19 protein-coding genes are annotated in these 24,080 nt (G+C 75.1%); 6 read left to right on the top strand and 13 right to left on the bottom strand.

What is annotated here, in order from left to right:
* Positions 1-12: 12 nt before the first annotated feature.
* Positions 13-822: an Fpg/Nei family DNA glycosylase gene (locus OG989_RS01385; RefSeq protein ID WP_327029476.1), complete on the bottom strand. Its 810-nt coding sequence runs from the start codon at positions 820-822 to the stop codon at positions 13-15.
* Between the two features lie 252 nt (positions 823-1,074).
* On the opposite strand from OG989_RS01385, the gene OG989_RS01390 reads away from it, so the two are divergent.
* The 4 genes from OG989_RS01390 to rocD all read left to right on the top strand — a co-directional run bounded on the left by OG989_RS01390 (position 1,075) and on the right by rocD (position 6,375).
* Complete coding sequence (locus tag OG989_RS01390) at positions 1,075-2,997, top strand: lectin (RefSeq protein ID WP_327029477.1); 1,923 nt, start codon at positions 1,075-1,077, stop codon at positions 2,995-2,997.
* 176 nt (positions 2,998-3,173) lie between these two features.
* Positions 3,174-4,007 (top strand): UbiA family prenyltransferase, encoded by an 834-nt coding sequence (locus OG989_RS01395; protein ID WP_327029478.1) that lies wholly within the window; start codon positions 3,174-3,176, stop codon positions 4,005-4,007.
* A 341-nt stretch (positions 4,008-4,348) separates the two neighbouring features.
* Positions 4,349-5,164: a dimethylargininase gene (gene ddaH / locus OG989_RS01400; RefSeq protein WP_207913845.1), complete on the top strand. Its 816-nt coding sequence runs from the start codon at positions 4,349-4,351 to the stop codon at positions 5,162-5,164.
* Positions 5,161-6,375 (top strand): ornithine--oxo-acid transaminase, encoded by a 1,215-nt coding sequence (rocD, locus tag OG989_RS01405; protein ID WP_327029479.1) that lies wholly within the window; start codon positions 5,161-5,163, stop codon positions 6,373-6,375. Before ddaH ends, rocD begins: the two co-directional genes overlap by 4 nt.
* A gap of 65 nt (positions 6,376-6,440) precedes the next feature.
* Here rocD and OG989_RS01410 read toward each other — a convergent pair whose 3' ends face one another.
* Positions 6,441-7,592: an FHA domain-containing protein gene (locus OG989_RS01410; RefSeq protein ID WP_151455680.1), complete on the bottom strand. Its 1,152-nt coding sequence runs from the start codon at positions 7,590-7,592 to the stop codon at positions 6,441-6,443.
* Complete coding sequence (locus OG989_RS01415) at positions 7,589-7,882, bottom strand: 4a-hydroxytetrahydrobiopterin dehydratase (RefSeq protein ID WP_151455679.1); 294 nt, start codon at positions 7,880-7,882, stop codon at positions 7,589-7,591. Before OG989_RS01415 ends, OG989_RS01410 begins: the two co-directional genes overlap by 4 nt.
* Before the next feature lie 199 nt (positions 7,883-8,081).
* Between OG989_RS01415 and OG989_RS01420 the strand changes: the two genes are divergently transcribed.
* Positions 8,082-8,855, top strand: coding sequence for a hypothetical protein (locus OG989_RS01420; RefSeq protein ID WP_151455678.1), 774 nt, complete (start codon positions 8,082-8,084; stop codon positions 8,853-8,855).
* A 58-nt stretch (positions 8,856-8,913) separates the two neighbouring features.
* On the opposite strand, the gene OG989_RS01425 is transcribed toward OG989_RS01420, so the two are convergent.
* The 5 genes from OG989_RS01425 to OG989_RS01445 all read right to left on the bottom strand — a co-directional run bounded on the left by OG989_RS01425 (position 8,914) and on the right by OG989_RS01445 (position 16,011).
* Entirely contained in the window at positions 8,914-9,963 is a 1,050-nt protein-coding gene (locus OG989_RS01425; RefSeq protein ID WP_151455677.1) for a fatty acid desaturase family protein, read from the bottom strand.
* Between the two features lie 152 nt (positions 9,964-10,115).
* Positions 10,116-13,784: an SCO7613 C-terminal domain-containing membrane protein gene (locus OG989_RS01430; protein WP_327029480.1), complete on the bottom strand. Its 3,669-nt coding sequence runs from the start codon at positions 13,782-13,784 to the stop codon at positions 10,116-10,118.
* A 47-nt stretch (positions 13,785-13,831) separates the two neighbouring features.
* Positions 13,832-14,152, bottom strand: a complete 321-nt coding sequence (gene cutA, locus OG989_RS01435; RefSeq protein ID WP_151455675.1) for a divalent-cation tolerance protein CutA — start codon at positions 14,150-14,152, stop codon at positions 13,832-13,834.
* Between the two features lie 9 nt (positions 14,153-14,161).
* Positions 14,162-15,178, bottom strand: a complete 1,017-nt coding sequence (locus tag OG989_RS01440; protein WP_132231133.1) for a 1-acyl-sn-glycerol-3-phosphate acyltransferase — start codon at positions 15,176-15,178, stop codon at positions 14,162-14,164.
* A complete protein-coding gene (locus OG989_RS01445; RefSeq protein ID WP_132231132.1) occupies positions 15,178-16,011 on the bottom strand; it encodes a patatin-like phospholipase family protein in 834 nt (277 codons plus the stop codon). The genes OG989_RS01440 and OG989_RS01445 overlap by 1 nt, the downstream gene beginning before the upstream one ends.
* A 224-nt stretch (positions 16,012-16,235) precedes the next feature.
* Between OG989_RS01445 and OG989_RS01450 the strand changes: the two genes are divergently transcribed.
* Complete coding sequence (locus tag OG989_RS01450; RefSeq protein WP_327029481.1) at positions 16,236-17,804, top strand: serine/threonine-protein kinase; 1,569 nt, start codon at positions 16,236-16,238, stop codon at positions 17,802-17,804.
* 10 nt (positions 17,805-17,814) lie between these two features.
* Here OG989_RS01450 and OG989_RS01455 read toward each other — a convergent pair whose 3' ends face one another.
* The 5 genes from OG989_RS01455 to OG989_RS01475 all read right to left on the bottom strand — a co-directional run bounded on the left by OG989_RS01455 (position 17,815) and on the right by OG989_RS01475 (position 24,032).
* Positions 17,815-18,876: a glycosyltransferase family 4 protein gene (locus OG989_RS01455; protein WP_151457652.1), complete on the bottom strand. Its 1,062-nt coding sequence runs from the start codon at positions 18,874-18,876 to the stop codon at positions 17,815-17,817.
* 186 nt (positions 18,877-19,062) lie between these two features.
* A complete protein-coding gene (locus OG989_RS01460; protein ID WP_151457651.1) occupies positions 19,063-19,734 on the bottom strand; it encodes a BON domain-containing protein in 672 nt (223 codons plus the stop codon).
* Positions 19,735-19,909: 175 nt separating this feature from the next.
* Positions 19,910-21,715 (bottom strand): trypsin-like peptidase domain-containing protein, encoded by a 1,806-nt coding sequence (locus OG989_RS01465; RefSeq protein ID WP_327029482.1) that lies wholly within the window; start codon positions 21,713-21,715, stop codon positions 19,910-19,912.
* A gap of 62 nt (positions 21,716-21,777) precedes the next feature.
* Positions 21,778-23,334 carry a HAMP domain-containing sensor histidine kinase gene (locus OG989_RS01470; protein ID WP_327029483.1) on the bottom strand — a complete coding sequence of 519 codons (1,557 nt, stop codon included), beginning with the start codon at positions 23,332-23,334 and terminating at the stop codon, positions 21,778-21,780.
* Positions 23,331-24,032 carry a response regulator transcription factor gene (locus OG989_RS01475; RefSeq protein WP_151457730.1) on the bottom strand — a complete coding sequence of 234 codons (702 nt, stop codon included), beginning with the start codon at positions 24,030-24,032 and terminating at the stop codon, positions 23,331-23,333. The genes OG989_RS01470 and OG989_RS01475 overlap by 4 nt, the downstream gene beginning before the upstream one ends.
* Positions 24,033-24,080: the final 48 nt, after the last annotated feature.

Genomic DNA, 24,080 nt, shown 5'->3' on the forward strand with positions numbered 1-24,080 from the left:
CGTGGGCGGCGGTCAGGCCGGTTGGCAGGTGGGGCACCAGTAGAGGTTGCGGCCGGCCAGTTCGCCCCGGCTGACCGGCGTGGCGCAGACGTGGCAGGGGTCGCCGGGGCGGCGGTAGACGTACACCTCGCCGCCGTGCCGGTCGACGCGGGCGGGGCGGCCCATCGCCTCGGGCAGGTGCGTATCGCGGACGGTGTCGATGCGGCCGCGCGTGACGGCGAGCCGCATCAGCGCCACCAGGTCGGCCCAGAGCGCGTCCCAGCCGGCGCGGGTCAGCCGCCGGCCGGGCAGCGTCGGCGGCAGCCCGGCCCGGAACAGCGCCTCGGTGACGAAGATCAGCCCGGTGCCGGCCACCACCGACTGGTCGAGCAGCAGCGCGGCCAGCGGCGTGGGGCTGCGGGAGATCCGGGCGTACGCCCGCTCGGGGTCGGCGTCGGCGCGCAGCGGGTCGGGGCCGAGCCGGGCCCGCAGCGCCGCGACCTCGGGCGGGGTGAGCAGCTCGCAGGCGGTGGGGCCGCGCAGGTCGAGCCAGTGCCGGTCGCTGGTCAGCCGCAGCCGCACCTGGCCGACGGGCTCCGGCGGCTCCCCGGCGCCGTCGGCGAACCTGCCGTAGAGCCCGAGGTGCACGTGCAGGGTCAGCTCCTCGGCGTGGTGGTGCAGCAGGTGCTTGCCGTACGCCTCGGTGCTCTCCAGGGCGGTGCCGGAGAGTCGGGCCGCGCCCTCGGCGAAGCGGCCCTGCGGGCTGGCGGCGTGCAGCTTGTCCCCGCCGAACAGCTCGGCGTGCCGCGCCGCCAGGCGGTGGATGGTGTGTCCCTCTGGCACGGGTGCCAAGGATAGCCAGCGCGCCGGGGACGAAGGTCGGCGCGGGACCGGGTGGATCCCTGCTGCCGCACGCGTGCAGCGCGCCGGACAGACAGTCGGGCAGATTCATTGACTTCTATTACGAAGGAATATTAACTGGGTCTCACGGAGGTTCGGACAGGTCCGGGCAATCCGTGACATAAACGCGCCCGTTACCGGCCGGTTCGTGCGTTCGCACATCGCCATCACCGCCGCGCGAGAGGAAGACACCCGATGTCCACCACTCCCGTACCCGCCACGGCGGGTCACCGCCGGCGAGCCCGGCGCCGAGTCGCGTCCGCAGGCGCCGGCCTGCTCGCGCTCGTCACCGCCATGGCCGCCGCCACGGTCACGCTGCCGGCGCCGGCGTCCGCCGCCAACGAGCCGGTGAACGTCTGGCTGACCACCACGACCGACCCGGGTGGCCGCCAGGTGAGCCGGGGCCTCCAGCAGCAGGCCCCGCTCGCCTTCGCCTCCTCCAGCGGCGGCGCGACGCACACCGTCACCGTCAACGAGAACACCCGCTACCAGCAGTTCGAGGGCGGTGGTGCGTCGATCACGGACACCACCGCGTACCTGTTCCGGGGCGGGCCGATCAGCGCGGCCACCCGCGACGCCGTGATGCGCAAGCTCTTCTCCCCGACCGACGGCATCGGGCTCTCCTTCGTCCGCAACCCCATCGGCGCCTCGGACCTCTCCCGCCCGGGCAACGTCTCCCTCGACGACACCTGCTGCGACCTCAACGACTTCTACAGCAACGGCTACGACACCAACGTGCGGCTGCTCACCGCCCAGGCCCGGTCGCTCAACCCGGAGCTGCGGGTGAAGGGGGTGCCGTGGAGCGCCCCCGGCTGGATGAAGGACAACGGCCGGATGGACCAGATGGGCTGGCTCAAGTGGGAGTACTACCCGATGTACGCCCAGTACCTGGTCAGGTACGTGCAGACCTACCAGGCCGCCGGCATTCCGGTGAACTACCTGTCGGTGCAGAACGAGCCGAACTGCTGCAAGCCCGCCGCGCCGACCGAGATGAACTACCCGGGCATGAGCTGGAACGGGCCAGGGCTGGTCGAGTTCACCAAGAACCACCTCTACCCCGCGCTGCGCGCCGCCGGCCTCGGCACCAAGGTCCTCGTGCACGACTGGAACTACGGCGACCACCCCAACTTCGGGGCGGTGCTGCTGGCCGACCCGGGCATCCGCAACGACCCGCTCTTCGGCGGCATCGCCTGGCACGGCTACTTCGGTGAGCCGTCCGTCGGCACCCAGGTGCGCAACCAGTACCCGTCGGTGCGCCAGTTCAGCACCGAGCACTCGGGCGGCACCTGGATCGGCAACCAGCACAACGAGGACCTGGCCGACATCGTCAACTACGCCCGCAACTACAGCAGCAGCCTGGTCAAGTGGAGCCTCGCCCTGAACCAGAACATGGGCCCGCACAACGGCGGCTGCGACATCTGCACCGGCCTGGTCACCGTGCAGGAGGGCGGCCCCCGCGCAGGCCAGGTCGACTACACCGTCGAGTACTACACCACCGGGCACCTGACGAAGTTCGTCAAGCCCGGCGCGTACCGGATCGACTCGACCGCCAACGGCACGGTGCAGAACGTGGCGTATGCGAACCCGGACGGGTCCAAGGCGCTCATCGCGCACAACGGCGGCACCGGCGCCCAGTCGGTCAAGGTCGTCTGGGGCGGGCAGTCCTTCACGTACTCGCTGCCGGCCCGGACCACGGCCACGTTCACCTGGTCGGGCAGCCAGTCCGGCGGCGGGCGGACCGGCCCGATCGTCGGCCTGGCCGGCAGGTGCCTCGACGTCGCCGGGGCCAACAGCGCCGACGGCACCGCCGTCCAGCTGTACGACTGCAACGGCAGCGCCGCGCAGCAGTGGACGCTCGGCGCCGACGGCACCGTACGGGCGCTGGGCAAGTGCCTGGACGTCCGGGACAACGCCACCGCCGACGGCACCCGGACCCAGTTGTGGACCTGCACCGGCGCCGCGAACCAGCGGTGGACCGCGACGGCGGCCCGCGACCTGGTCAGCGCCAGCGCGAACAAGTGCCTGGACGTGGTGGACAACAGCTCGGCCAACGCGACACCGACCCAGGTCTGGACGTGCACCGGGGGCGCGAACCAGAAGTGGACGGTGCCCGCCTGACACGCCTCGACCCGGCGTGGGGTGCCCGCCCGGCGGCCTGCCGGGCGGGCACCCCTCGGAGAACGGCCGGCCGGGTATCCGTGTCGGAGAACGACCACCTGGGTATTGCGGACGTGTACCGCGTGGGCGGCAAGTCTTTGCATCGGCCACCACGCATTCACGAGGAGGTGTGTGTGGTGAAGATTCCCTCGCTGTCCCGCAGGTCGGAAGAGGCGCCGACACGGGACGAGAACCTCGACGGCCGCGTCGACGACCGTGACGCTCCCGCCGGCACCGGCCGGGACGGCGCGCTGCGGGCCGACGCGGACGGCGGCAGCGGGCCCAGCCGTCCGATGGTCACCGACCGCGACGGCGAGCAGACGACCTACCGCAGCAGCGCCGCGCCCGACGGCGCCGGGCGGGACGGCGCCGCCGAGCGGCGGGCGGCCGAGCGGGCGGCCGTCGCCCGGGCGGCCACGGCCCGACCCATCGACGACGACCGACGCGCCCCCCGGAGCACCGAGCCCGACCCGGCGCTCGAACGGACCCTCGACGGTCGGACGACCGACCTGGACCGGAACGCGGCGCTGGGCGCCCGGACGGACCGGGACCGCGCGGTCGACGGGGACACCGTGGAGCGGCCCGTCGACCGCGACGGCGACGGCGTCCCCGACCGCGAGCCGGAGCGGCCGGTGGTCGCCGGCCCGAAGCCCCGAGCCAGCATCCTCGCCACGCTGGGGCTGATCGTCGGCGTGGCCGGGGCGCTCTTCGTGCTCACCGGCAGCCTCGCCGGGTACGGCATCGCCCTCGGCGCCCTCGGCGCGGTCCTCGCGGTGCTGGGCCTGATGGCCACCCGTCGCCGGCACATCGCCGGCAAGACCGACGCGCTGCTCGGCGTCGCGCTGGGCCTCGGCGCGGTGGTGCTGGGCGTGCTGGCGATGACCGGCCAGTTCGACTGGCCGACCACCGACGGGGACTGGGTGCAGCGGTTCCGCGAGTGGCTCGACTCACAGTTTGTGGACCGCTTCTAGCGGGCACTGTTCGGCTCGCCGGCGATGCGCCGGCAGCGCCGGTGGTTCACCGGCGACGCCCGACCAGCCTGGTGGTTCACCAGCCGGGCAACCCTTTTTCGGGGGCGGCGGTTCGCCGCCCCCGAAGTGTTTTCCGGGCCCGCATTTCGGCCGGGCACACCGACAGGGCCCGATACGCAACGAACCATCGTTCAGCACTCCCCAGACGCAACGTTCCGTCGGCCTGCGCAACTTCCAGCGGTGGATTCCACCATCAGCGCCGCATAACGTTGAGCAACGGCGCCAGCCCGTGGGCCGAAGGTGGCCGGGCGCGCCCGACCCCTGGGAGCAGGACAATGACGATGGACGCCACCAGCCAGCGCTTCCTGATGTGCCGGCCGACGTACTTCGCCGTCGACTACGCCATCAACCCGTGGATGGACCCGACCGCGCCGGTCGACGCCGACCTCGCCGTCCGGCAGTGGGAGCAGCTGCGCCAGATCTACCGGGACCTGGGCCACACCGTCGAGGAGATCGCTCCGGTGCCCGGCCTGCCCGACATGGTGTTCGCCGCCAACGGCGGCACGGTGATCGACGGCAAGGCGATGGCCGTGCAGTTCCGCGACCCGCAGCGCGCCGACGAGGCCCCCGCCTACCGCGCCTGGTTCGAGGCCGCCGGCTTCGAGATGCACGACCCGAAGCACGTCAACGAGGGCGAGGGCGACATCCTGCTGGCCGGCGACTTCCTGCTGGCCGGCACCGGCTTCCGCACCGCGCACGCCTCGCACGCGCAGCTCCAGGAGGTCTTCGGCTACCCCGTGGTGACCATGCAGCTGGTCGACCCGCGCTTCTACCACCTGGACACCGCGCTCACCGTGCTCGACGAGCGGACGGTGGCGTACCTGCCGGAGGCGTTCTCGCCGGGCAGCCGGGCGGTGCTGCGCCGGCTCTTCCCCGACGCGGTGCACGCCACCCTCGCCGACGCCGAGGTCTTCGGGCTGAACGCGGTCAGCGACGGCCGGCACGTGGTGCTGCCGGAGCAGGCCACCGGCCTGGCCGCGAAGCTGCGCGACCGGGGCTACGAGACGATCGGTGTCGACCTCTCCGAGCTGCGCAAGGCCGGCGGCGGACCGAAGTGCTGCACGTTGCGACTCCGTCAGGGAAAGGCGAGCCAGTGATCGACGACATGCTGCGGACGCCGGAGGCGATCCGCGACGCGGAGCGGTGGACCGCGCACAACTACCACCCGCTGCCGGTGGTCATCTCCTCCGCCGAGGGCTCCTGGCTGACCGACGTGGACGGCCGCCGCTACCTCGACTGCCTGGCCGGCTACTCGGCGCTGAACTTCGGCCACCGCCACCCGACGCTGATCGCCGCCGCGCACGCGCAGCTCGACCGGCTGACGCTCACCAGCCGGGCGTTCGTCCACGACCAGTTCGCCGACTTCTGCCGCGAGCTGGCCGAGCTGTGCCGCAAGGACCTCGTGCTGCCGATGAACACCGGCGCCGAGGCCGTGGAGACCGGCATCAAGGTCGCCCGCAAGTGGGGCTACCAGGTCAAGGGCGTCGCGCCGGGGCAGGCCAACATCGTGGTGGCCGAGGGGAACTTCCACGGCCGGACGACCACCATCGTCAGCTTCTCCACCGACGAGGACGCCCGGGCCGACTTCGGGCCGTACACCCCGGGGTTCACGGTCGTCCCCTACGGCGACCTGGCGGCGCTGACCGCCGCCATCGACGAGAACACCGTCGCGGTGCTGATCGAGCCGATCCAGGGCGAGCAGGGCGTCGTCGTGCCGCCGGAGGGCTACCTGCCGGGCGTACGCCGGGTCTGCACGGAGCAGAACGTGCTCTTCATCGCCGACGAGATCCAGTCCGGCCTCGGCCGGACCGGGGACACCTTCGCCTGCGACCACGAGGGCGTCACGCCCGACATGTACCTGCTGGGCAAGGCGCTCGGCGGCGGCATCGTGCCGGTCTCCGCGGTGGCCGCGAACGCCGACGTGCTCGGCGTGCTCCGGCCGGGCCAGCACGGCTCCACCTTCGGCGGCAACCCGCTGGCCTGCGCCGTCGCGACCGAGGTCGTCCGGCTGCTGGCCACCGGCGAGTTCCAGCGCCGCTCGACCGAGCTGGGCGCCCGGCTGCACGCCGGTCTCCGCTCGCTGGTCGGCAGGGGCCTCGTCGCGGTGCGGGGCCGGGGCCTGTGGGCCGGCCTCGACATCGACCCGACGCTGATGAGCGGCCGGGAGGCGTGCGAGCGGCTCGCCGAGCGCGGGGTGCTCGCCAAGGACACCCACGGTGCCACCATCCGGCTCGCCCCGCCGCTGGTGATCACCGAGGAGGAGATCGACCACGCGGTCGCCCAGCTCGCCGCGGTGTTGGCCGGCTGAGCCCCGTACGACACGGGCGGGCGTCGGGACCACGGTCCCGGCGCCCGCCGTCGTCTCCCGGCGGCTCAGCGGGGCAGGCGCATCGCCATCGTTGGTGCCTCGGCCATGACCGACGTGGGCGTGTAGGGGGCTCCGGTGGGAAGCTCGTCGGGCCGGCCGATCTGCACCCCGGGGTAGAGCTCCACCATGTCGCCCTCCGCCAGCACCCGGGACTGCTGCGGCGCCAGCGGGACCCGGTCGCCCTCCGCCATCGACCCGCCGGGGCGGATGCCCGAGCCGTTGGTGCTCACGTCGGTCACGATCACCTCGCCGACCCGCAGCTCGAACCGGACGTGGCTGCGGCTGATCCAGCGGCGCGCCTCGTCGTTGAGCCACTGCCCGAGCGTGATCCCGCCGGCCTGGTCGGGGGCACGGCCGACCACCGCCGGCTCCTCCTCGGTGAGCACGAAGCGTCGGCGGATCAGCCCACCCACCCGCACGGCCAGGACGGCGCTCCGCGGTCGCGGACCGGCGTCGCCGAGCCGGGTGCCGTGCCGGGGGCAGGTCGGCACGCCGCCGCGCAGCGTGGGCGGCGGCTGGCCGGCCGGGCTGCGCTCCACCACCCGGGACAGGTCGGCGAAGGCCCCGCCGCCCCCACCACCGCCGAAGAGCGCGCAACCGGGCTCCGCGCAGCGCCAGCGCCGGGCGAGCAGCTTCACGCCGGCCGGTGACCGGTCACCGGCGACGGGCGTGTGCCCGCCGCCGACGTGGGCGACGAAGGCCGGCCCGCCGGCGCCGGGCACCGGGGCGAGCACCCGGCCGGCCTGCTCGACCAGCCACGGGTAGCGCCCGCGCAGGCCGTCGGCCCGCACCCGGGTGAGCACGGGCAGCCCGAGCAGGTCCGCCACCTCCAGCATCCGGTCGCCCGGGTTGTCGAGCACCTCGACCAGCCCGTCGTCGGCCCACCGGCGGACCACCATGCGCTCGTTGGAGGTGAGGTCGGCGTCGGAGAGCAGGGCCCGGTGGACCACCGCGTAGACCGGGACGCTGTCCTCCTCCATCTCCCGGGCGAGGGCGTCGATCACCATGCCGAGGCGGAGCAGGCTCGCCGGCCGGCCGCCGTCGAGATCCTGGTAGCGGATCACCTCGGCCAGGTCGACGACGGCCCGGGCCAGCGACGGGTCGGTGCTGACCCGGCCCTCGATGGCGTCCAGCACCTTGCTAATCTCGAATCTCATCCGACGCTCCCCACGATCTCGTCGATCCGCCGAGCCAGTTCCAGGTCACGCCGCGTGACCCCGCCCGCCGAGTGCGTGACGCACCGGAAGGTCAGGGCCCGCCAGCGGATGTCGATGTCGGGGTGGTGGTCCAGTTCCTCCGCCGTCACGGCGACCCGGTCGACCACCGCGATGGCCGCCGGGAAGCTGGCCAGCTCCACGGTGCGGGTGATCCCGGCGGGGTCTCCCGACCAGCCCGCCAGCCCACCCAGCTCGTCTCGCACCGCCTCGGCGGTGAGCACGTCTGCCATGGGGAGACCCTACCGGGACCGGTCGCGACGACGCCGACCAGCGGCGGGAGGTGTGGCCCACCCCGGCGGCGCGGCGGTCCGAAGATCGCCACGGCATAGATGAGCGGCTGTGGACCGGCGGGGTTAGGCTGACCGGCGGCCCGGCCGGGCCCGCGACCGGCGTCGCCCCCGGCCCACCCTGCGTGAGGAGATTTCCACGATGAACACTCGACGGCTGGCGACCACGGGGGTCGCGCTCGTCGCCGCGCTCGCCCTCGGTCTCACCGGGTGCGGTACGGGGACGGACACGGCTGCTCCGGCCGGCGACGGTGGCACCACCGGCGCGGCACCGGCCAGCAGCGCCCCCGCCGACGCCCGCGCCGAGCTGGCCGCCGCCGCGAAGAAGCTGAACCAACAGACCGTCAAGATGCGGCTCACGTCGCCGGTCATCAACGGCAGCGGCGTGATGGACCCGGCCACCAAGACCGGCGACATGACGCTGAAGATGGGCGCGGAAGGCACCTTCCGGATCCTGATGCTCGGCAACGACGTCTACCTGAAGGTCACCGGCATGCAGGGGATGCCGAAGAAGTGGATGCACATGGACGCCACCAAGCTCGGCAAGAGCGGTCAGCTCAACCTGATGCCCGACGGCGACCCGGGCGGCGCGAAGCAGATGGTCGACAGCGTGGTGGACGTCGAGAGGACCGCCCCGGGCAGCTACTCCGGCACCCTCGACTACACCCGCACCAAGCCCGACGACAAGGCCATCCAGGCCCTCGGTGACAAGGCCAAGGCCGTCCCGTTCACCGCCAGGGTGGACGACCAGGGCCGGCTCGTCGAGTTCGCCATCGACACCCAGGTGCTGCACGAGTCGCTGGGCACCATGATCACCAACTACTCGGACTTCGGCGCCCCGGTCACCGTCAAGAAGCCCCCCGCGGGCGACACGCAGGAGGCCCCGCAGGAGCTGATCGAGTCCATGGGCTCCTGAGCCCTACCGCACACGGAACGGGGGCGGCGCCGGTCGGCGCCGCCCCCGTTCGCGCGTGTCAGCCGCGCAGCGGCCGGCCCACCTCGTGCAGGTGCGCGAGCGCCTGACGGTACGACTCGACCAGCCCCGTCTCGGCGTACGGGATGCCCTGCTCGGCGCAGAAGGCGCGGACGATCGGCCGGGCCCGGCGCAGGTTGGCCCGGGGCATGTTCGGGAACAGGTGGTGCTCGATCTGGTAGTTGAGCCCGCCCAGGGCGACGTCGACGAGCCGACTGCCCCGCACGTTGCGGGAGGTGAGCACCTGCTTACGCAGGAAGTCCAGGTCGTCGTCGGCGGTGGGCATCGGCATGCCCTTGTGGTTGGGGGCGAACGAGCAGCCCATGTAGAAGCCCCACAGCCCCTGGTGGACGGCGACGAAGAGCAGCGCCTTCACCGGCGACATCACCAGCAGCAGCGCACCGAGGTAGCCCACGGCGTGCAGGACCAGCAGCAGCGCCTCGACGCGGCGGTGCCGCATCGGGGTGCGGAACCCGCCGTCGGAGTCCCGCCCCACGATCGCCTGCACGCTCGCCACGTGCAGGGCGAGCCCCTCCAGCAGCAGCATCGGGAAGAACAGCCACGCCTGCCGGCGGGCCAGCCGGCGACCGAACCCGCGCGTCGCGGCGGCCTGCTCGTACGTCCAGACCAGCGCGCCGGCCCCGACGTCGGGGTCCTCGTCCTCGTGGTTGGGGTTGGCGTGGTGCCGGTTGTGCTTGTCGACCCACCAGCCGTAGCTCAGCCCGACCGCCAGGTTGCCGGTGAGCAGGCCGATGGCCTCGCTCGGCCCGCGCCGCCGGAACATCTGCCGGTGGCCGGCGTCGTGGCCGAGGAACGCGACCTGGGTGGTGGCGACAGCGAGGAAGACGGCGACCAGGAGCTGCGCCCACGAGTCGCCGACCAGCCCGACGGCCGCCCAGCCCGCCGCGAAGACGCCCAGCGTGAGCACGATCCGGGTCACGTACCGTCCCGGGCGTCGCTCCAGCAGGCCCGCCCCGCTGATCCGCCGGGACAACTGCGCGTAGTCACTGCCCCGCCGTACCGGCGGGTCCGCCACCGCTCCGAGCACCATCGCGGCTCCCGTTCCCGTTCCTCGATCCCGGAGCGCGCCGGCCGGCGCGTCCCGCTCCCAGTCTCCGGCGAACGGTTGCGCTGAGTAACCCTGCCCACCCCCGGTTCGGGGGTAGGGCGAGCCCTACCCCCGGCACCCGTGACCGGGCCTGATCAGCCCATCCGGCCGACGGCGGCCCGGAGCCGGGCCAGGTCCCGGCGGCGCCGCTCGTAGGTCGTGGCGAGCCCGATCAGCGCGAACCCGCCGACGGCCAGGAAGATCCACCGGGGCAGCAGGTCCCAGCCACGGACCAGCTCGTGCAGCGCGAGCAGTGCCAGGGTCACCCCACCCAGCAGCACCGGCGCCTGCCAGCGGCGGGTCGCCCCGGCGAGCACCGCGGCGAGCGCGGCGACGCCCAGCAGCAGCCGCCGCCACGGCTGGGGGTCCGCAGCCACCAGCACGGACACCAGGCTCGGCAGCAGCCCGGCCGCGAGCCCCGGACCCAGCGCCAGCCAGCTGTTCAACCCTGGCCGGGTACGCAGCGCCACCACGCCCGCCACGAGAGCCAGCGCCGCCGCCGGCACCGTGTACGCCTCCAGCACCGCCACGTCGCCTGCGGCCAGCAGCAGCCAGCCGCCGAGCAGCTCACTGCCGCCCGCGATGCCCGCGAAGGCCCACCGCCGGCCCGCCGACTCGCCCCGGGGCAGCACCCGCAGCGCGACGGCGGCGCCCCACAGCACGCAGACCGCCGCGGCGTGGCGGAGCGAGCCCACCGCGAGCAGCAGCGCGACCAGCGCCACCGCCTGGGCCGCCGCGTCCAACGCCGCCGCCGTGGCCCGTCCCCGGCGGGCCGGACCGGCCCCGACCTGACCGAGCACCGCCGCGGCGGCCAGGGTGAGTGCCGCGACGGCGAGCACGCTGAAGGTGGCCGCCCGTACCGGCAGCCCGCCGGCCAGCGGCGCGACGACCGCGAGGCTGGTCGCGGCGGCCACCGCGACCAGGGCACCACCCAGCCGGGCGTCGTCGCGGCGGGCCGCCACCCCGACCACCGCCGCCGCGACGACGAGCACGCCGAGGCCGACGATCGTGCCCGTCCGGGTGGCCAGCAGCCCGAGCAGCCCGGACGCCACCAGCACCAGACCCACCGGCAACCCGACCGGGGCGAGCAGCGGACGCGGTGCGGCCAGGGCGGCGAGCAGCACCAGGGCCACCCCGCCGAGCAGCGTGCCTACCGGCAGCACCGGCCACGGCACGCCTGCGGCCACCAGCAGCACGGGCAGCGCGGCCGCGGCGAACGGCACCGCGACCAGCGCGCCCCGCCACCAACCGGCGCCCGCCGACGCGACCGCGCCCGCCGATGGGACGGCGTCCGCCGACGGAACGGCGTCCGCGCCGGTGGGGCCGGTCCGCACGGCAGCCCGGTACCGCCGGCCGGCCAGCACCCCGGCCACCGCCAGCACGGCCAACGCCAGGCCCACCGGGAGCGCCCCCGGGTCGGCCCGGACCGTGGGCGCCCCGGACCAGGGCGACACCTCGCCGTACGGGGCGACGAGCGCCGTCAACGCCACCGGCAGGGCGGCGGCGGCCGAGACCACGAGCAGCCCGATGCCGGCCACCCGCAGGACGACGTCGGAGCGCACCGCACCGCCCAGCATCGCCAGCAGGACCGCCACGGCGGCGTAGAGCGTCACCGGTTCGTCGGCCGGTACGACCAGCGGCGCCAACCCGACCGCCGTGACCGCCACGGCGACCCCGCCGGAGGCGTACGCCCGCAGGTCGGGCCAGTGCCGGCGGACCGCGAGCAGCCCGACGGGCAGCAGCGCGACGGCGGCGAGCGCCGCCCGCGCCTGCCACCAGGCCGGCGCACCGGCGGCGAGGAGGGCGACGACCGCGCCGGCCGGCACCGCGACCGGCACGACGGCCGACGCCGCCCCGGCCACCCGGCGCTGCACGGCCGTGCCGCGCCGGCCGGCCGCCGCCACGGCGGTCCCGGCGACCAGCACCACCGCTAGCGCCGCACCCGCACCCGCCGTCGCGGCGAACCCGACGACCAGTCCGTGCCCGAGCAGGAGGGTCCCTGCCACCCCCGAGGCCAGGACCGTCCAGGACCGGACGCCCGGACGCCCCACCGCGACGGCCAGCAGGCCCACCGCCGCCACCAGGTCCAGCGCCACCACCGCCGGCCAGGGCGACGGCCAGCCGGCCGGCACCGCCAGCACGACGACCGCCGCACCGATCGCGGCCAGCGCCGGCCGGGCGGCCCTCGGCAGCAACAGCCCGAAGGCGGCCACGGTCAGCGCGATCGCCACCGGAAGCTGCCACCCCCCGTCGGCGTCGGGCCCGGCGGCGGCCCCCTGCCACGGCGGCAGCGACCGGCCGGCGGTGGCGCCGGCGAGCGCGACGGCCAGCAGCACGACGAACTGCGCCGTCCCGCCGGCCACCAGCAGCGCGCCGGCCCGGGGGCCGGTCCGCCACCCGGCGGGCAGCAGCCGTACCGCGCCGGCCACCGCCACCACGACCAGCGCCGTGAGCAGCAGCGACAGGTCCAGCTCGGCGATCGGGCGGATCACCGCGCCGGCCAGCACCGGCACCAGCAGCGCGGCGGCCACGGCGCGGAACACCGCCCCGCCCGTGAGCAGCGCGGTGCCGAGCAGGGTCAGCGCCACCAGCAGCAGCGGCGCACCGGCCAGCAGCGGAACGCCGGCGGCCCGGCCGAGGGCCAGCGGTACGAGCGCGCAGCACGCGGCCACGAACAGCGCGCCCGCGTGCCCCACCCAGGCGAGGACGCGCCCGGCGAGGACCGCCGGACGCTCGCCGGACGGCGCGGACGCCGCAGCGGCCGGGGCCACGGCACCGGCGACGGGGCCACCAACGGTCGGGCCCTCGGCGGCCGGCGGCCCGACGGCCACGGCACCGGCCGCCGGGGCGCCCCGGCGGCGCAGCGCGACCAGCACCGCCAGGTCGAGCAGCGCCACCCCCAGGAAGGTCATCGCCCAGCCGGCGGCGTCCGGCCGGGCGTCGACGACGAGCAGGGGCAGCACCGGCTGCGCGGTCAGCAGGGCCGCGAACCACGGCACGGTCAGACCGCTGAGCCGGGCGTACCCGGCGGCGACCGCCGCGCCGGCCCCCCCGACCAGCGCGGCGTACCGGGTGGCGGGCCAGTCCGCCACCCCGACCAGGTCCACCGACCAGGCGGCGTAGCCGTCCAGCAGCACCAGCAGCAGCCCCACGGCGGCGAAGGTCTCCGCGGTGCCGCGCAGCCCGCGCCGCACCGCCACCAGCGGCGCGGCCAGGGCGAGGGCGGTGAACGCGAACAGGATCAGGGCCCGGCCGGCGACCCCCACCGACGCCCAGGCGACCGCCGTGAAGACCACCGCGGCGGTGCCCAGCAGCAGCCCACCGAGGACGAAGAGCAGGCCCTGCACCGTACGGGTGGAGGTCTCCGCCCCGCCGACGCCCGCACCCGCCGGCGCGGGGACCGGAGCGACCGGCCCCCGGCCCGGCCACGCCGGCACCGGGGTCACGGCCGGCGGCGGGGTCACGCCCGGCGCCGGGCGGGCCGGCCCCGGAGTCGCGGGAGCCGCCGGGCGCGACAGGGGGAACTCCGCCCGGACCGCGGCGGCCAGCGCCGCCCGACGGTGCCGGGCCGCGTTCAGCCGGCCGGCGAGTCCCTGGTACGCCGCGCGGGCCCGCTCGACCTGGCCGCCGAGCGCGACGATCTCCCGGTCGAGCCGGACCACCTCGGCGGCGGCCGGGTGCGGCGGTCGGCCGCAACCGGAGCAGCCGGAGCCGAGGTCGGCCGGCGCGCCGCAGGCGGGACAGGGATAACCGGTGTTCTGCACCCGGCCATCATGGTGGCCGGGAGATCACCTGACCAGAGTGCGGGTACTCAGGGCCGGGTGTGCTCGTGCACCCAGGTGGCGTAGGCGGGGTCGCCGCTCTCCACCCGGGTCACCAGGATCTCCGGCACCTCGTACGGGTGGCTGGCCCGGATCTGCTCCACCAGCGCGGCGGCCCGGTCCGGCGCGGTCTTGAACTGCACCGACCACTCGGTGCTCGTGTCCACCCCGGAACGCCACCAGTAGGTGCTGTCCACCTGGCCGCCCACCTGGGCGCAGGCGGCGAGCCGACCGGCGACGGCCGCCGCCGCCATCACGTCCGCGACCGAACGGGCGTCCACCACCGTCGTCACCACGCAGATCTGGTCCACCAGCGCACCCTACGCGGCACCGTCCCGATTGGCCGCGATCCACTCGTCGATCCGCGCCCACCAGTCGAAAAGCCAGTCGATCCGCTCCTGGCGGCCGGTCGGCACCTCCTCCGGCGGCACCGACCAGAAGCGCATGATGATCCGCTTGTCCATCGGCAGTTCCCGCCACACGTCGCCGACGCTCAGCATCCGGTCCAGGCCGGTGTGCGCCACGAAGATCACCCCGGCGTCGGGCGCGGCGTCCAGCGCCGCGAGCAGCCCGCCCGGCTGCGGGGCGAGCACGTGCCGCAACCGCTCCGCGCGCCGCGCCATCCGTTCGAGGCCGAGGCCGCGCAGCTTCTCGATGGCCCGCAGCCGGCGGCCGGGGGTGAAGTTGCCCCCCTCCGGGAAGATCACGAACGCGTCGTCGTCGTCCAGGCCGTGGGCCAGGTGCCCGATCTGCTCGGTCACCGACCCCCGGCGGTCCGGCCCCGGCGCGAGGAAGCGGTTCGGCAGCCGGTTGAGCAGCACGTCGACCGCCGGGTCCCACTGGAGGCTGTCCTTCAGCACGATCCGCGGCTCGCGGTTGAACCAGTTGACCAGGGCGTGGATCAGGATGAACGAGTCGCCCGGGCCGGCGTGCCGGCAGAGCACCAGCTCGGGCCGGCCCGGCAGGGCCGTGTCCGGGTCGGTGCCCACCACGTCGATGCTCAGGTGCAGCGCCCAGCGGGCGTGCCAGAAGAGTGCCCGCAGGAACCAGCCGGCGAGCACGTAGTGCGCCCGCTGGAAGCCGGGCGAGCGGACCCGCCAGCCGAAGCCGGAGGCGACCCAGAGCACGAAGAGCGCGAGCAGCGCCGTCGCGTCCCAGACCAGGTAGACGCAGCCGAGCCAGAGCAGGCGCAGCGGCCGCAGCCGGCCCGGGACCAGCGGCGAGGCGGCCGCCGCGAGCAGCGCCCAGACCGGCAGGGTCGTCACGACCAGGAAGGCCAGCAGCACCACGCCGGGGGCCAGGAGCAGCCGGCGTACCCACCGTGGCGGTAGGGGCATCAGTGCTCCAACTGCGTCGCCAGGTAGCGCCGGGAGGCCGTGTAGGCGCGGCTGATCCGCCGCCCCACCGCCGCCATGTCCCGGTACGCCCACGGCGTGTCGTCGCGCGGCTCCAGCCCGCCGGTGGGCAGCACGTGCACCTCCACCCCGTCGGGCAGGGCCGCCATCTCCCGGGCGAACCGGTGCCGCCGGGCGATCTCGAACGCGACCTGGGCGATCTCCCAGGGTCGCCGGGGCGGGGTCAGCGCCCGCTCGATCCGGCCCACCTGGAGTACGAAGATCCGCGTGGCGCCCACGGCGACCGCCTCGCCGATCGGGATGGAGTTCACGATCCCGCCGTCGATGTAGTGCTGGTCGTCGATCCGGGCCGGCGGCAGGAGCCCCGGGACCGAGGCGGAGGCGAGCACTGCCGGCACCAGCGGCCCGCTGTCGAACCAGTGCTCGGCGGCCCGCTCGATGTTGGCCGCGCAGCAGCGGAAGGGCACCTTGAGGTCGGCGAAGGTGGTCTCCGCACCCAGCTCGGCCTCCAGCAGCTTGCGCAGCGGGCGGGGCGAGTGCAGGTGGGTACGGGCGGCGAACCGGCGCAGTTGGCGGGCCACCGAGTCGCCGTACACCTCACTCGCCTCCGGGGAGGCCCAGAGCCGGACCAGCCGGTCGGTGACCGCCTCGGACGGTTCGGCGGCGACCAGCGCGCCGTTGACCGCCCCGATCGAGGTGCCGAGCACCACGTCGGGCCGGATGCCGGCCCGGAACAGCGCCCGCAGCATGCCCACCTCGACCGCCCCGAGGACTCCCCCGCCCCCGAGCACGAACGCCACCGGTCCCTGCGACATGCGTTCCATCCTGGCACGGGCGGAAAAGTGGCCGCCCGGTGCCGGCCCGGCGGCGGCCGAGGGGCGGCCCGGCGGCGGCCGAGGGGCGGCCCGGCGGCGGCCGAGGGCGGCCCCGGCACGGGCACGGCCGACGCGGCCCCGGTCCCGGAAGGTAGTCGACCGTTGACAGGCCCGACACATTCGCGCAACCTGATAGCGCTCCCACAGCGAGGCAGGTGCGTTCCGTGAAGCCAGCACTGCACCCCGGCCGGTTGCTGGCCCGCCGGTACCGGCTCGTCGACCAGATCGGCGCCGGCGGGATGTCGGTGATCTGGCGGGCGCGCGACGAGGTGCTCGACCGGATCGTGGCGCTGAAGGTGCTCGCCCCGTCGCTCGCCGCCGACGCCCGCTTCCGCGACATGGTGCGCGAGGAGGCCCGCGCCGCCGCCCAGCTCGTCCACCCGCACGTCACCTCGGTGCACGACTACGGCGAGACCGTCGCGCCCGACGGGTCGATCACGTCGTTCGTGGTGATGGAGCTGCTGGCCGGCGAGGAGCTGGAGGTCCGGCTCACCGAGGGGCCGCTGCCGTGGGCCGAGGCGGTCGAGGTCGCCGCCCAGGTCGCGGACGCGCTCGCCGCCGCGCACCGGCTCGGCATCGTGCACCGGGACATCACCCCGGCCAACGTGATGATGACCCGGGCGGGGGTCAAGGTGCTCGACTTCGGCATCGCCACCCGGATCGGCGCGCCGGACGACGACGAGGACGGGGGCACCTTCGGCACGCCCGCGTACGTGGCGCCGGAACGGCTCGACGGGGCACCCGCCCAGCCGGCCACCGACGTGTACTCCCTCGGCGTGCTGCTCTACGAGGCGCTGACCGGTCGGGTGCCGTACCCGGCGGACACCTGGGAGCAGCTCAGCGAGGCGCTCGCCGGGGAGGGCCCGCCCTCGCTGGCCGACCTGCCGGGCCTGCCGACGGAGGTCGCCCGCACCTGCCTGCGCTGCCTGGAGCGGGACCCGCTGGCGCGGCCCACCGCCCGCCAGGTCGCCACCCTCCTGCGCGACCAACTGCTCCCCGCCGATCCGCAGGCCGCCACCATGCTCGCGCCGACGGTCACCCTCCCGACCCTGCCCGCCCAGCCGGCCACCCCGACCCCGGGGGGCGGGACGGTGCCGGGTGACGGAGCGGTGCCGGGTGACGGAGCGGTGCCGGGCACGGAAGGACCGGGCGCGGAAGGGCCGGGCGGTGGGTCCGAGCCGCGCAGCGCCCGGCACGCCCGGGAGCGCCGTCGGCGCCGCCTGCCGCGCCCGGTGCTGATCGTGCCGGTCGTACTGCTCGTGGGGGTGGCCCTGGCCGTGCCCGCGATCCGTCAGGATGAGTCGAGCCCGCCCCGGGCGCTGCCCAGCACCGGCCCGTCCGACCCGCCGCCCTCCCCCACGCCCACGCCCACGGTCGACGCCGCACCACCCCCGGCGGCCTCCCCGACCCCGACGTCCGCGCCGCCGGCCGCGCCCCGGCCGACCCCGACGGCCCCGGAGCGCGGCGACCTCATCGAGGCGGCCAACCGGGTCGACGGGCTGATCGGCGCCGGTCTCGACGACGGGGGGATCCGCCCCGACGTCGGCCTCGACTTCCGCAACGAGCTGCGTAACCTGACCGACGCGGCCCGCGCCCGCTCGGGCGACCTGGGCGAGCGGATCGCCCGGCTCCGCGAGAAGGTCGCGATCCGGCGCGGCGAGGGCGCCCTCACCGACGCGTACGCCCGCCGGCTGGACAGCGCGATCACCGCGCTCGGGGCGGCGCAGGTCTGACCGCCGGCGGTCAGCGGGCCCGCGCCCGGACCGGCGCCCGGGCCGCCTCGGGCGACGCCGCCTCCGCGATGAAGCGGCGGTACACCTCCTCGTAGCCGGTGGCCATCCGCCCGGTGGAGAAGTTCTCCGCCACGTGCGCGACGCAGGCCGCCGGGTCGATGCCCGTCGCCGCGCGCAGGGCGCTCGGCAGCTCGTCCACGTGCTCGCAGATCAGGCCGGTCCTTCCCGGTCGGACGAGTTCCGGCACCGCCCCCCGGTCCAGCGCCACCACCGGTGTCCCGGTCGCCATCGCCTCCACCATCACCATGCCGAACGGTTCGTCCCACCGGATCGGCATGATCAGGCACCGGGCCTCGACCAGCAGCCGCAGCGCCTCGGCCCGGTCGGCGTCGAGCACCACCCGGACGTCCTCGCCGAGCAGGGGCCGGACCACCTGGTCGTAGTAGCGGCGCTCGGCCGGCTCGTTGCACTTGCCGGCCAGCACCAGCGGCAGGCCGGCGGCCCGGCAGGCCCGGATGGCGACGTCCGGGCCCTTGTCGGGGCTGAACCGGGCCAGCCAGAGCACCGGCCCCCGCCCGGGGGCGGTCTTGTGCGGGATGCCCCGGACGTCCATCGCGTTGTGCACCGTACCGACCCAGTGCAGCGGCGGGTTGAGCCGGCGCTGGGCATGCGAGATGGCCACCAGCCCGACCCCCCTGTCGGTCTCGCTGAGCACGTCGCCGTACTCGCCGACGGGGTTGCCGTGCACGGTGGCGACGGTGGGCACGGCCCGGTGGCCGGCGATCAGCGGGCCGATGGTGGTGTGGTCGTGGACGATGTCGAAGTCGCCTGCGTGGACCCGGTGGTTGACCCGGGCCAGGTGGGCCAGCTCGGGCAGCGCCTCGCCGAGCCGGTCGAACTGGAGTTCGGGCACCGTGGAGACGAACGCCGCCGCGGTCCCGTGCTCCCGGCCCGCCCCGAACACGGTGACCGCGTGACCCCGGTCGACCAGCGTCTCCACCAGGCCGGTCACCACCTGTTCCAGCCCGCCGTAGCCGGGCGGCGGCACCGACAGCCACGGCGGCACCACCATCGCGATCCGCAACGGCCGCGGTGCCGATCGGTCGGGCGACGGATGGTTCACGGCCACGGATTCCTCCCCCTCGGTCACTGCTGTGGCATCACCGGACCGGCCCCGCCGCGACCGGTGCCCGCTGGGCGGGCGGGATCGACGACGGGTTCCCGGCGGCGGCGCCACTAAACGGGACGATCCGGGCGGTCACCCGCCCACGAGGAGCTGCTCCCGCACCGCCCGTACCCCCTCGCCGGACCAGGCCACCCGCTCCGCCTCGTCCCTTTCCCACCAGGAGCGCACCACCCCGGTCAGCACGACCGTGTCCCCGTCCACCTGGACGGTCACCCGCTCCGTGCCGATGCCGCGCCCCAGCGCCCGCTGGAGGTCGCGCCGGAGCCGCTCGCTGTCGGTACGGGCGACGGGGCGCACCTCGACCAGGTTGGTCACCCCGCGTACGCCCCGCAGCCGGCGCAACTCCCGCTCGGCGGTACGCCGCTGCCAGCCGAACTCCACCTCGCCACGGAGCATCACCCAGCCGTTGGCCACGGTGACGTCCAGCCGCTCGGCGGGGACGAAGCTGTCCCACTCCAGCGCCCGGCCCGCCGCGATCGCGATCTCGGCGTCCGTACGCCCCGGCTCGCCGGGCAGGCGCACCTCGACGTCATCGGCGACCGCCCGCACCCCCCGTACGCGCTGCGCGCAGCGCCGCGCCGCCCACTTCCGCGCGTACCCGTCGACCCAGCCGGTCAGGGTGACCACGCCGTCGTGGACGGTCACCCCGATCTCGTTCGGCTGCGCCTGGGCGTCCCAGCCCAGTTCGTCGAGCACGTCCCGCTGGATCCGCTCGTCGGTCCGAACGGCCGCTGCCGTGGTCATCGCACCCTCCGTACGCCTCGCCGGTCCTGACTACCGACGATTCCGGCGCGACGGGTGACGGCGGCTCACCCGCACCGGGTGAACCGCCGTCAGAGGGAGCGACGGGTGACGGAGCCAACCCCCTTGGCCCCGCCACCCGCCGCCCGGAGGGAGGAGGAATGTCTTCGGTTGCCGGTTACGACGTCTCGGCGAGCGTCACGGTCGCCCGGGATTCGGTGCCGTTGCGCTTGTAGGTCACCTCGACCCGGTCGCCGACCTTGCCGGCCTGCACGGCGCCGACCAGGTCGTCCGAGTCGTTGACGGCCTTGTCGCCGAACCGGGTGACCACGTCGCCGCGCTGCAGGCCGGCCTTCTCGGCGGGGCTGCCCGGCGTGACGGCGGCGACCAGGGCCCCGCCGCCCTCGGCGGGGGTCACGCTGACCCCGAGCGACGGGTGGCTGACCTTCTCGCCCCGCTGGAGCTTGCCGGCCACGTCCTTGGCCTTGTTGCTGGGGATGGCGAAGCCGACGCCGATGTTGCCGCTGCTGCCCTGCCCGGCGGTGGCGATCGCGGTGTTGATGCCGATCACCTCGCCCCTGGTGTTGACCAGTGCGCCGCCGGAGTTGCCCGGGTTGATCGGCGCGTCGGTCTGGAGCAGCCCCGCGATCGAGCTGGCCCCCTGCGCCGGGTCCTGCCGCTGCTGCCCACTGCCCGCCTGGATGGTGCGGTCCCGGGCGCTGAGGATGCCGGCGGTGACCGAGCCCTGGAGGCCCAGCGGGCTGCCGAGGGCGAGCACCTGGTCGCCGACCTGCATGGCGTCGCTGTCTCCGAAGGTGGCGGCCTTGAGGCCGCTGACGCCGTTGGCCTTGACCACCGCAAGGTCGGTCTTCGGGTCGGTGCCGACGATCTTGGCCTCGGCGGTCTTGCCGTCGGCGAAGGTCACCACGGCCTTGCCGTCGGTGGCGGAGGCGACCACGTGGTTGTTGGTGAGCACGAAGCCGTCGGCGGTGAGGATCACGCCGGAGCCCTCGCCGTTGTCCGTGCCGATCGAGACGACGCTGGGCTGCACGGCGGCGGCGATCCGGGGCAGGTCGGCGCCGTTGATGATCGGCGCGGCGGAGTAGGTGCGGGTGATGCCCGAGTCGCCGTCGACGGCGAGCGCGAGCGCCCCGCCGGCGACGCCCGAGCCGAGCATCAGCGCGAAGACCGCCACCCCGGCGCCGGCGAACTTGGCGATCCGGCTTGGCCGGGGGCCCGCCGTCTGCGGGGCCGCCCAGGGCGGGACGGGCTGGCCGGAGGGGTGCGGCTGGTGACCGTACGGCTGTCCCGGCTGTCCCCCGCCGCTCCAGCCGGACTGCTGGCCGTACCAGGGCGCGCCGGGAGCCTGCGGGTAGCCGGACTGCGGGTGACCTGGCTGCCCGGCGGCCTGGGGGTAGCCGGGCTGACCCGCCGCGTGCGGGTAGCCGGACTGGCCCGCGGCCTGCGGGTAACCGGACTGGCCCGCCGCGTGCGGGTGACCGGGCTGGCCGGCGGCCTGCGGATGAGCCGGCTGGGGCTGGCCGGCGGCCGGGTGCTGCGCAACGGCCGGGGCGGGCGCGAAGGGGCCGGGCGGGGTGGGTCGGTCGAGCGGACCGGCACCGTCGGGGGCGCGGGCCGGCTCGGCGGCGCGCGGGCCGCCGTCGCCGGCCGGCGGGCCGTCGGCGGCCGGGCCCGACCCGGCGGTACGCGGCGCCTCGCCGCCAAGTGGGGCGGAGCCACCGGCGGCCGGGCCGGTGTCGCCGCCGGGCGCAGTGCCGAACCTGACGGTCGGGGTGGAGTCACCGGCGGCCGGGGCGGGGTCGCCGCCGGGCACGGTGGTCAGGCCGACCGTCGGGGCGGAGTCACCGGCGGGGGCGGAGTCGGACTGCGCGCGCTCGGCGCGCGGCAGCTCGGCGGTGGGGTGCGACGGCTCGGCGTCGGGGTGGGCCGGCCGGCGCTGCGGGTCGGACTCGTGCTCGGTCATGTCTCCACCTTGACGCGCACCACTGCGATCCGCCTGGAACGCACCTGAATGTTGGCTGAAAGTCACTCGCCATCGCCCTCGTCGTCCGGCACGAGCGGGAGCCGGACCCGGAAGGTCGCTCCCCCGCCGGGGGTCTCGGCCACCTCGACGGTGCCGTGGTGGGCGCGCACCAGCGCCGCCACGATGGCCAGGCCGAGGCCGGTGCCGGTGTTGCCACCGGCCCGCCGGGTACGCGCCGCGTCCACCCGGTAGAAGCGCTCGAAGACCCGCTCCGCCTGCTCCGGGGTGAGCCCGGGACCGGTGTCCGCCACCTCCACCACGGCCAGGTTCCCGGGCTCGGCGCGCAGCCGCAGGGTCACCGAGGCCTCCGGCGGGGTGTGCGTGAGCGCATTGGTCATCAGGTTGCCGATGATCTGGCGCAGCCGGGCGTCGTCGCCGTAGACGACCAGCGGACCGGAGCCGGGGGTGACCTCCAGCTCGATCCGGCGCTCCGGCGCCACCGCCCGGGCAGCCTCGACCGCCTCGCTCGCCAGCACGGGCAGCTCCACCGGGGCGAGGGAGAGCGGTCGCTCCCGGTCCAGCCGGGCGAGCAGCAGCAGGTCCTCCACCAGCAGGCCCATCCGGGCCGCCTCCTGCTCGATGCGGCGCAGCAGGTCGGCGGTCTGCTCCGGCGCGCTCGCCGCGCCCTGCCGGTACAGCTCGGAGAAGCCCCGGATGGTGGTCAGCGGCGTCCGCAGCTCGTGCGAGGCGTCCGCGACGAACTGCCGCATCCGCTCCTCGGAGCGGCGGGCCCGCGCCTCGGAGGCCCGCGCCGAGCCGGCCGCCTCCCGGGCGGCGGCCTCGGCGGACCGGGCGGCCAGCTCCGAGGCGGCCCGCGCGGTGAAGGCGACCTCGATCTGGTTCAGCATGGCGTTCAACGCCCGGGAGAGCCGCCCCAGCTCGGACGTGGGGACGGGCTGCCCCTGCTCCGGGTCGGGCACCCGCCGGGTGAGGTCGCCACCGGCGATGGCGGCGGCCGTACGTTCTATCTCCACCAGCGGCTTCAGGCTGGTCCGGACGATCGCCGCGCCGATGGAGGCAAGCAGGACCAGCACCGCGCCGCCGACCAGCAGGTCTATCCAGACCAGCTGCTTCACGGCGCGATCCACCTGGGTGAGCGGCTGGCCCACGGCCAGCACCGAGCCGTCCTTCTGTCCCGCGTAGACCACCCGCCAGCGGGTACGACCGTCCTGGGACACGACAGTGCGGGGCTCGCCCACCCGCGCCGCGAACCCGCTCCAGTCCGTGGGGAAGTCGGGCAGTTGCTCGGGGTCGAGGCTGAGGTCGTCGTAGCGCGTCGGGTACACCTGATTCTCGTCGGCGATCGAAACGACGTAGCTGCTGGGCAGCATCGCCTCGACCCTGCCGCTGCGGAGCCCGGGCAGCAGTTGCCCGAGCCCCTGGCTGGCCGACTTGATCTGGCCGTCCACCTGGCCGACCAGGTAGTTGCGGAGAAAGAAGGTGGTCAGGGAGCTGATCACCAGGAGCGCGGCGGCGACCAGGGCCAGCACCGCGGCGACCAGCTTGACCCGCAGCGGGACGCTGCGCAGCCGCGCCTTGCCCTGGTCGAGGGGGTTCACGCCGCCGGCTTGCGCAGGACGTAGCCGACGCCTCGGAGGGTGTGGATCAGCCGGGGCTGGGTGTTGTCCACCTTGCGGCGCAGGTACGAGATGTAGGACTCGACGATGTTGTCGTCGCCCCGGAAGTCGTAGTTCCACACGTGGTCGAGGATCTGCGCCTTGGACAGCACCCGGTTGGCGTTCAGCATCAGGTAGCGCAGCAGCTTGAACTCGGTCGGTGAGAGCTGCACCCGCTGGCCGGCCCGGTGCACCTCGTGGGTCTCCTCGTCCAGCTCCAGGTCGGCGAAGGTGAGCCGGGAGGGCGTCTGCTCGCCGCTGCTGGTCCGCCGCAGCACCGCCCGGATCCGGGCGGTCAGCTCCTCCAGGCTGAACGGCTTGGTGACGTAGTCGTCCCCGCCCAGGGTCAGCCCCCGGATCTTGTCGTCGGTCGCGTCACGGGCGGTGAGGAAGACCACCGGCGTACGGGTGCCGCCCTCGCGCAGCATCCGGATGACCTCGAAGCCGTCCAGGTCGGGCAGCATCACGTCGAGCACCACCAGGTCGGGCCGGTGGTCCTTGGCGGCGTTGAGAGCGGCGCTGCCGCTCGTCGCGGTGGCCACGTCGAAGCCCGCGAAGCGCAGACTCGCGGAGAGCAGTTCGAGGATGTTGGGATCGTCCTCGACGACGAGCAGTCGCGCCTCGGTCTGGGTAGCGGCCATGCCGCCCATCATCCGCGCTCTCGCTGCGTCCGCGCTGGGCACTCGCTG

The sequence above is a fragment of the Micromonospora sp. NBC_01740 genome (assembly GCF_035920365.1).
Classification (GTDB): Bacteria; Actinomycetota; Actinomycetes; order Mycobacteriales; family Micromonosporaceae; genus Micromonospora; species Micromonospora reichwaldensis.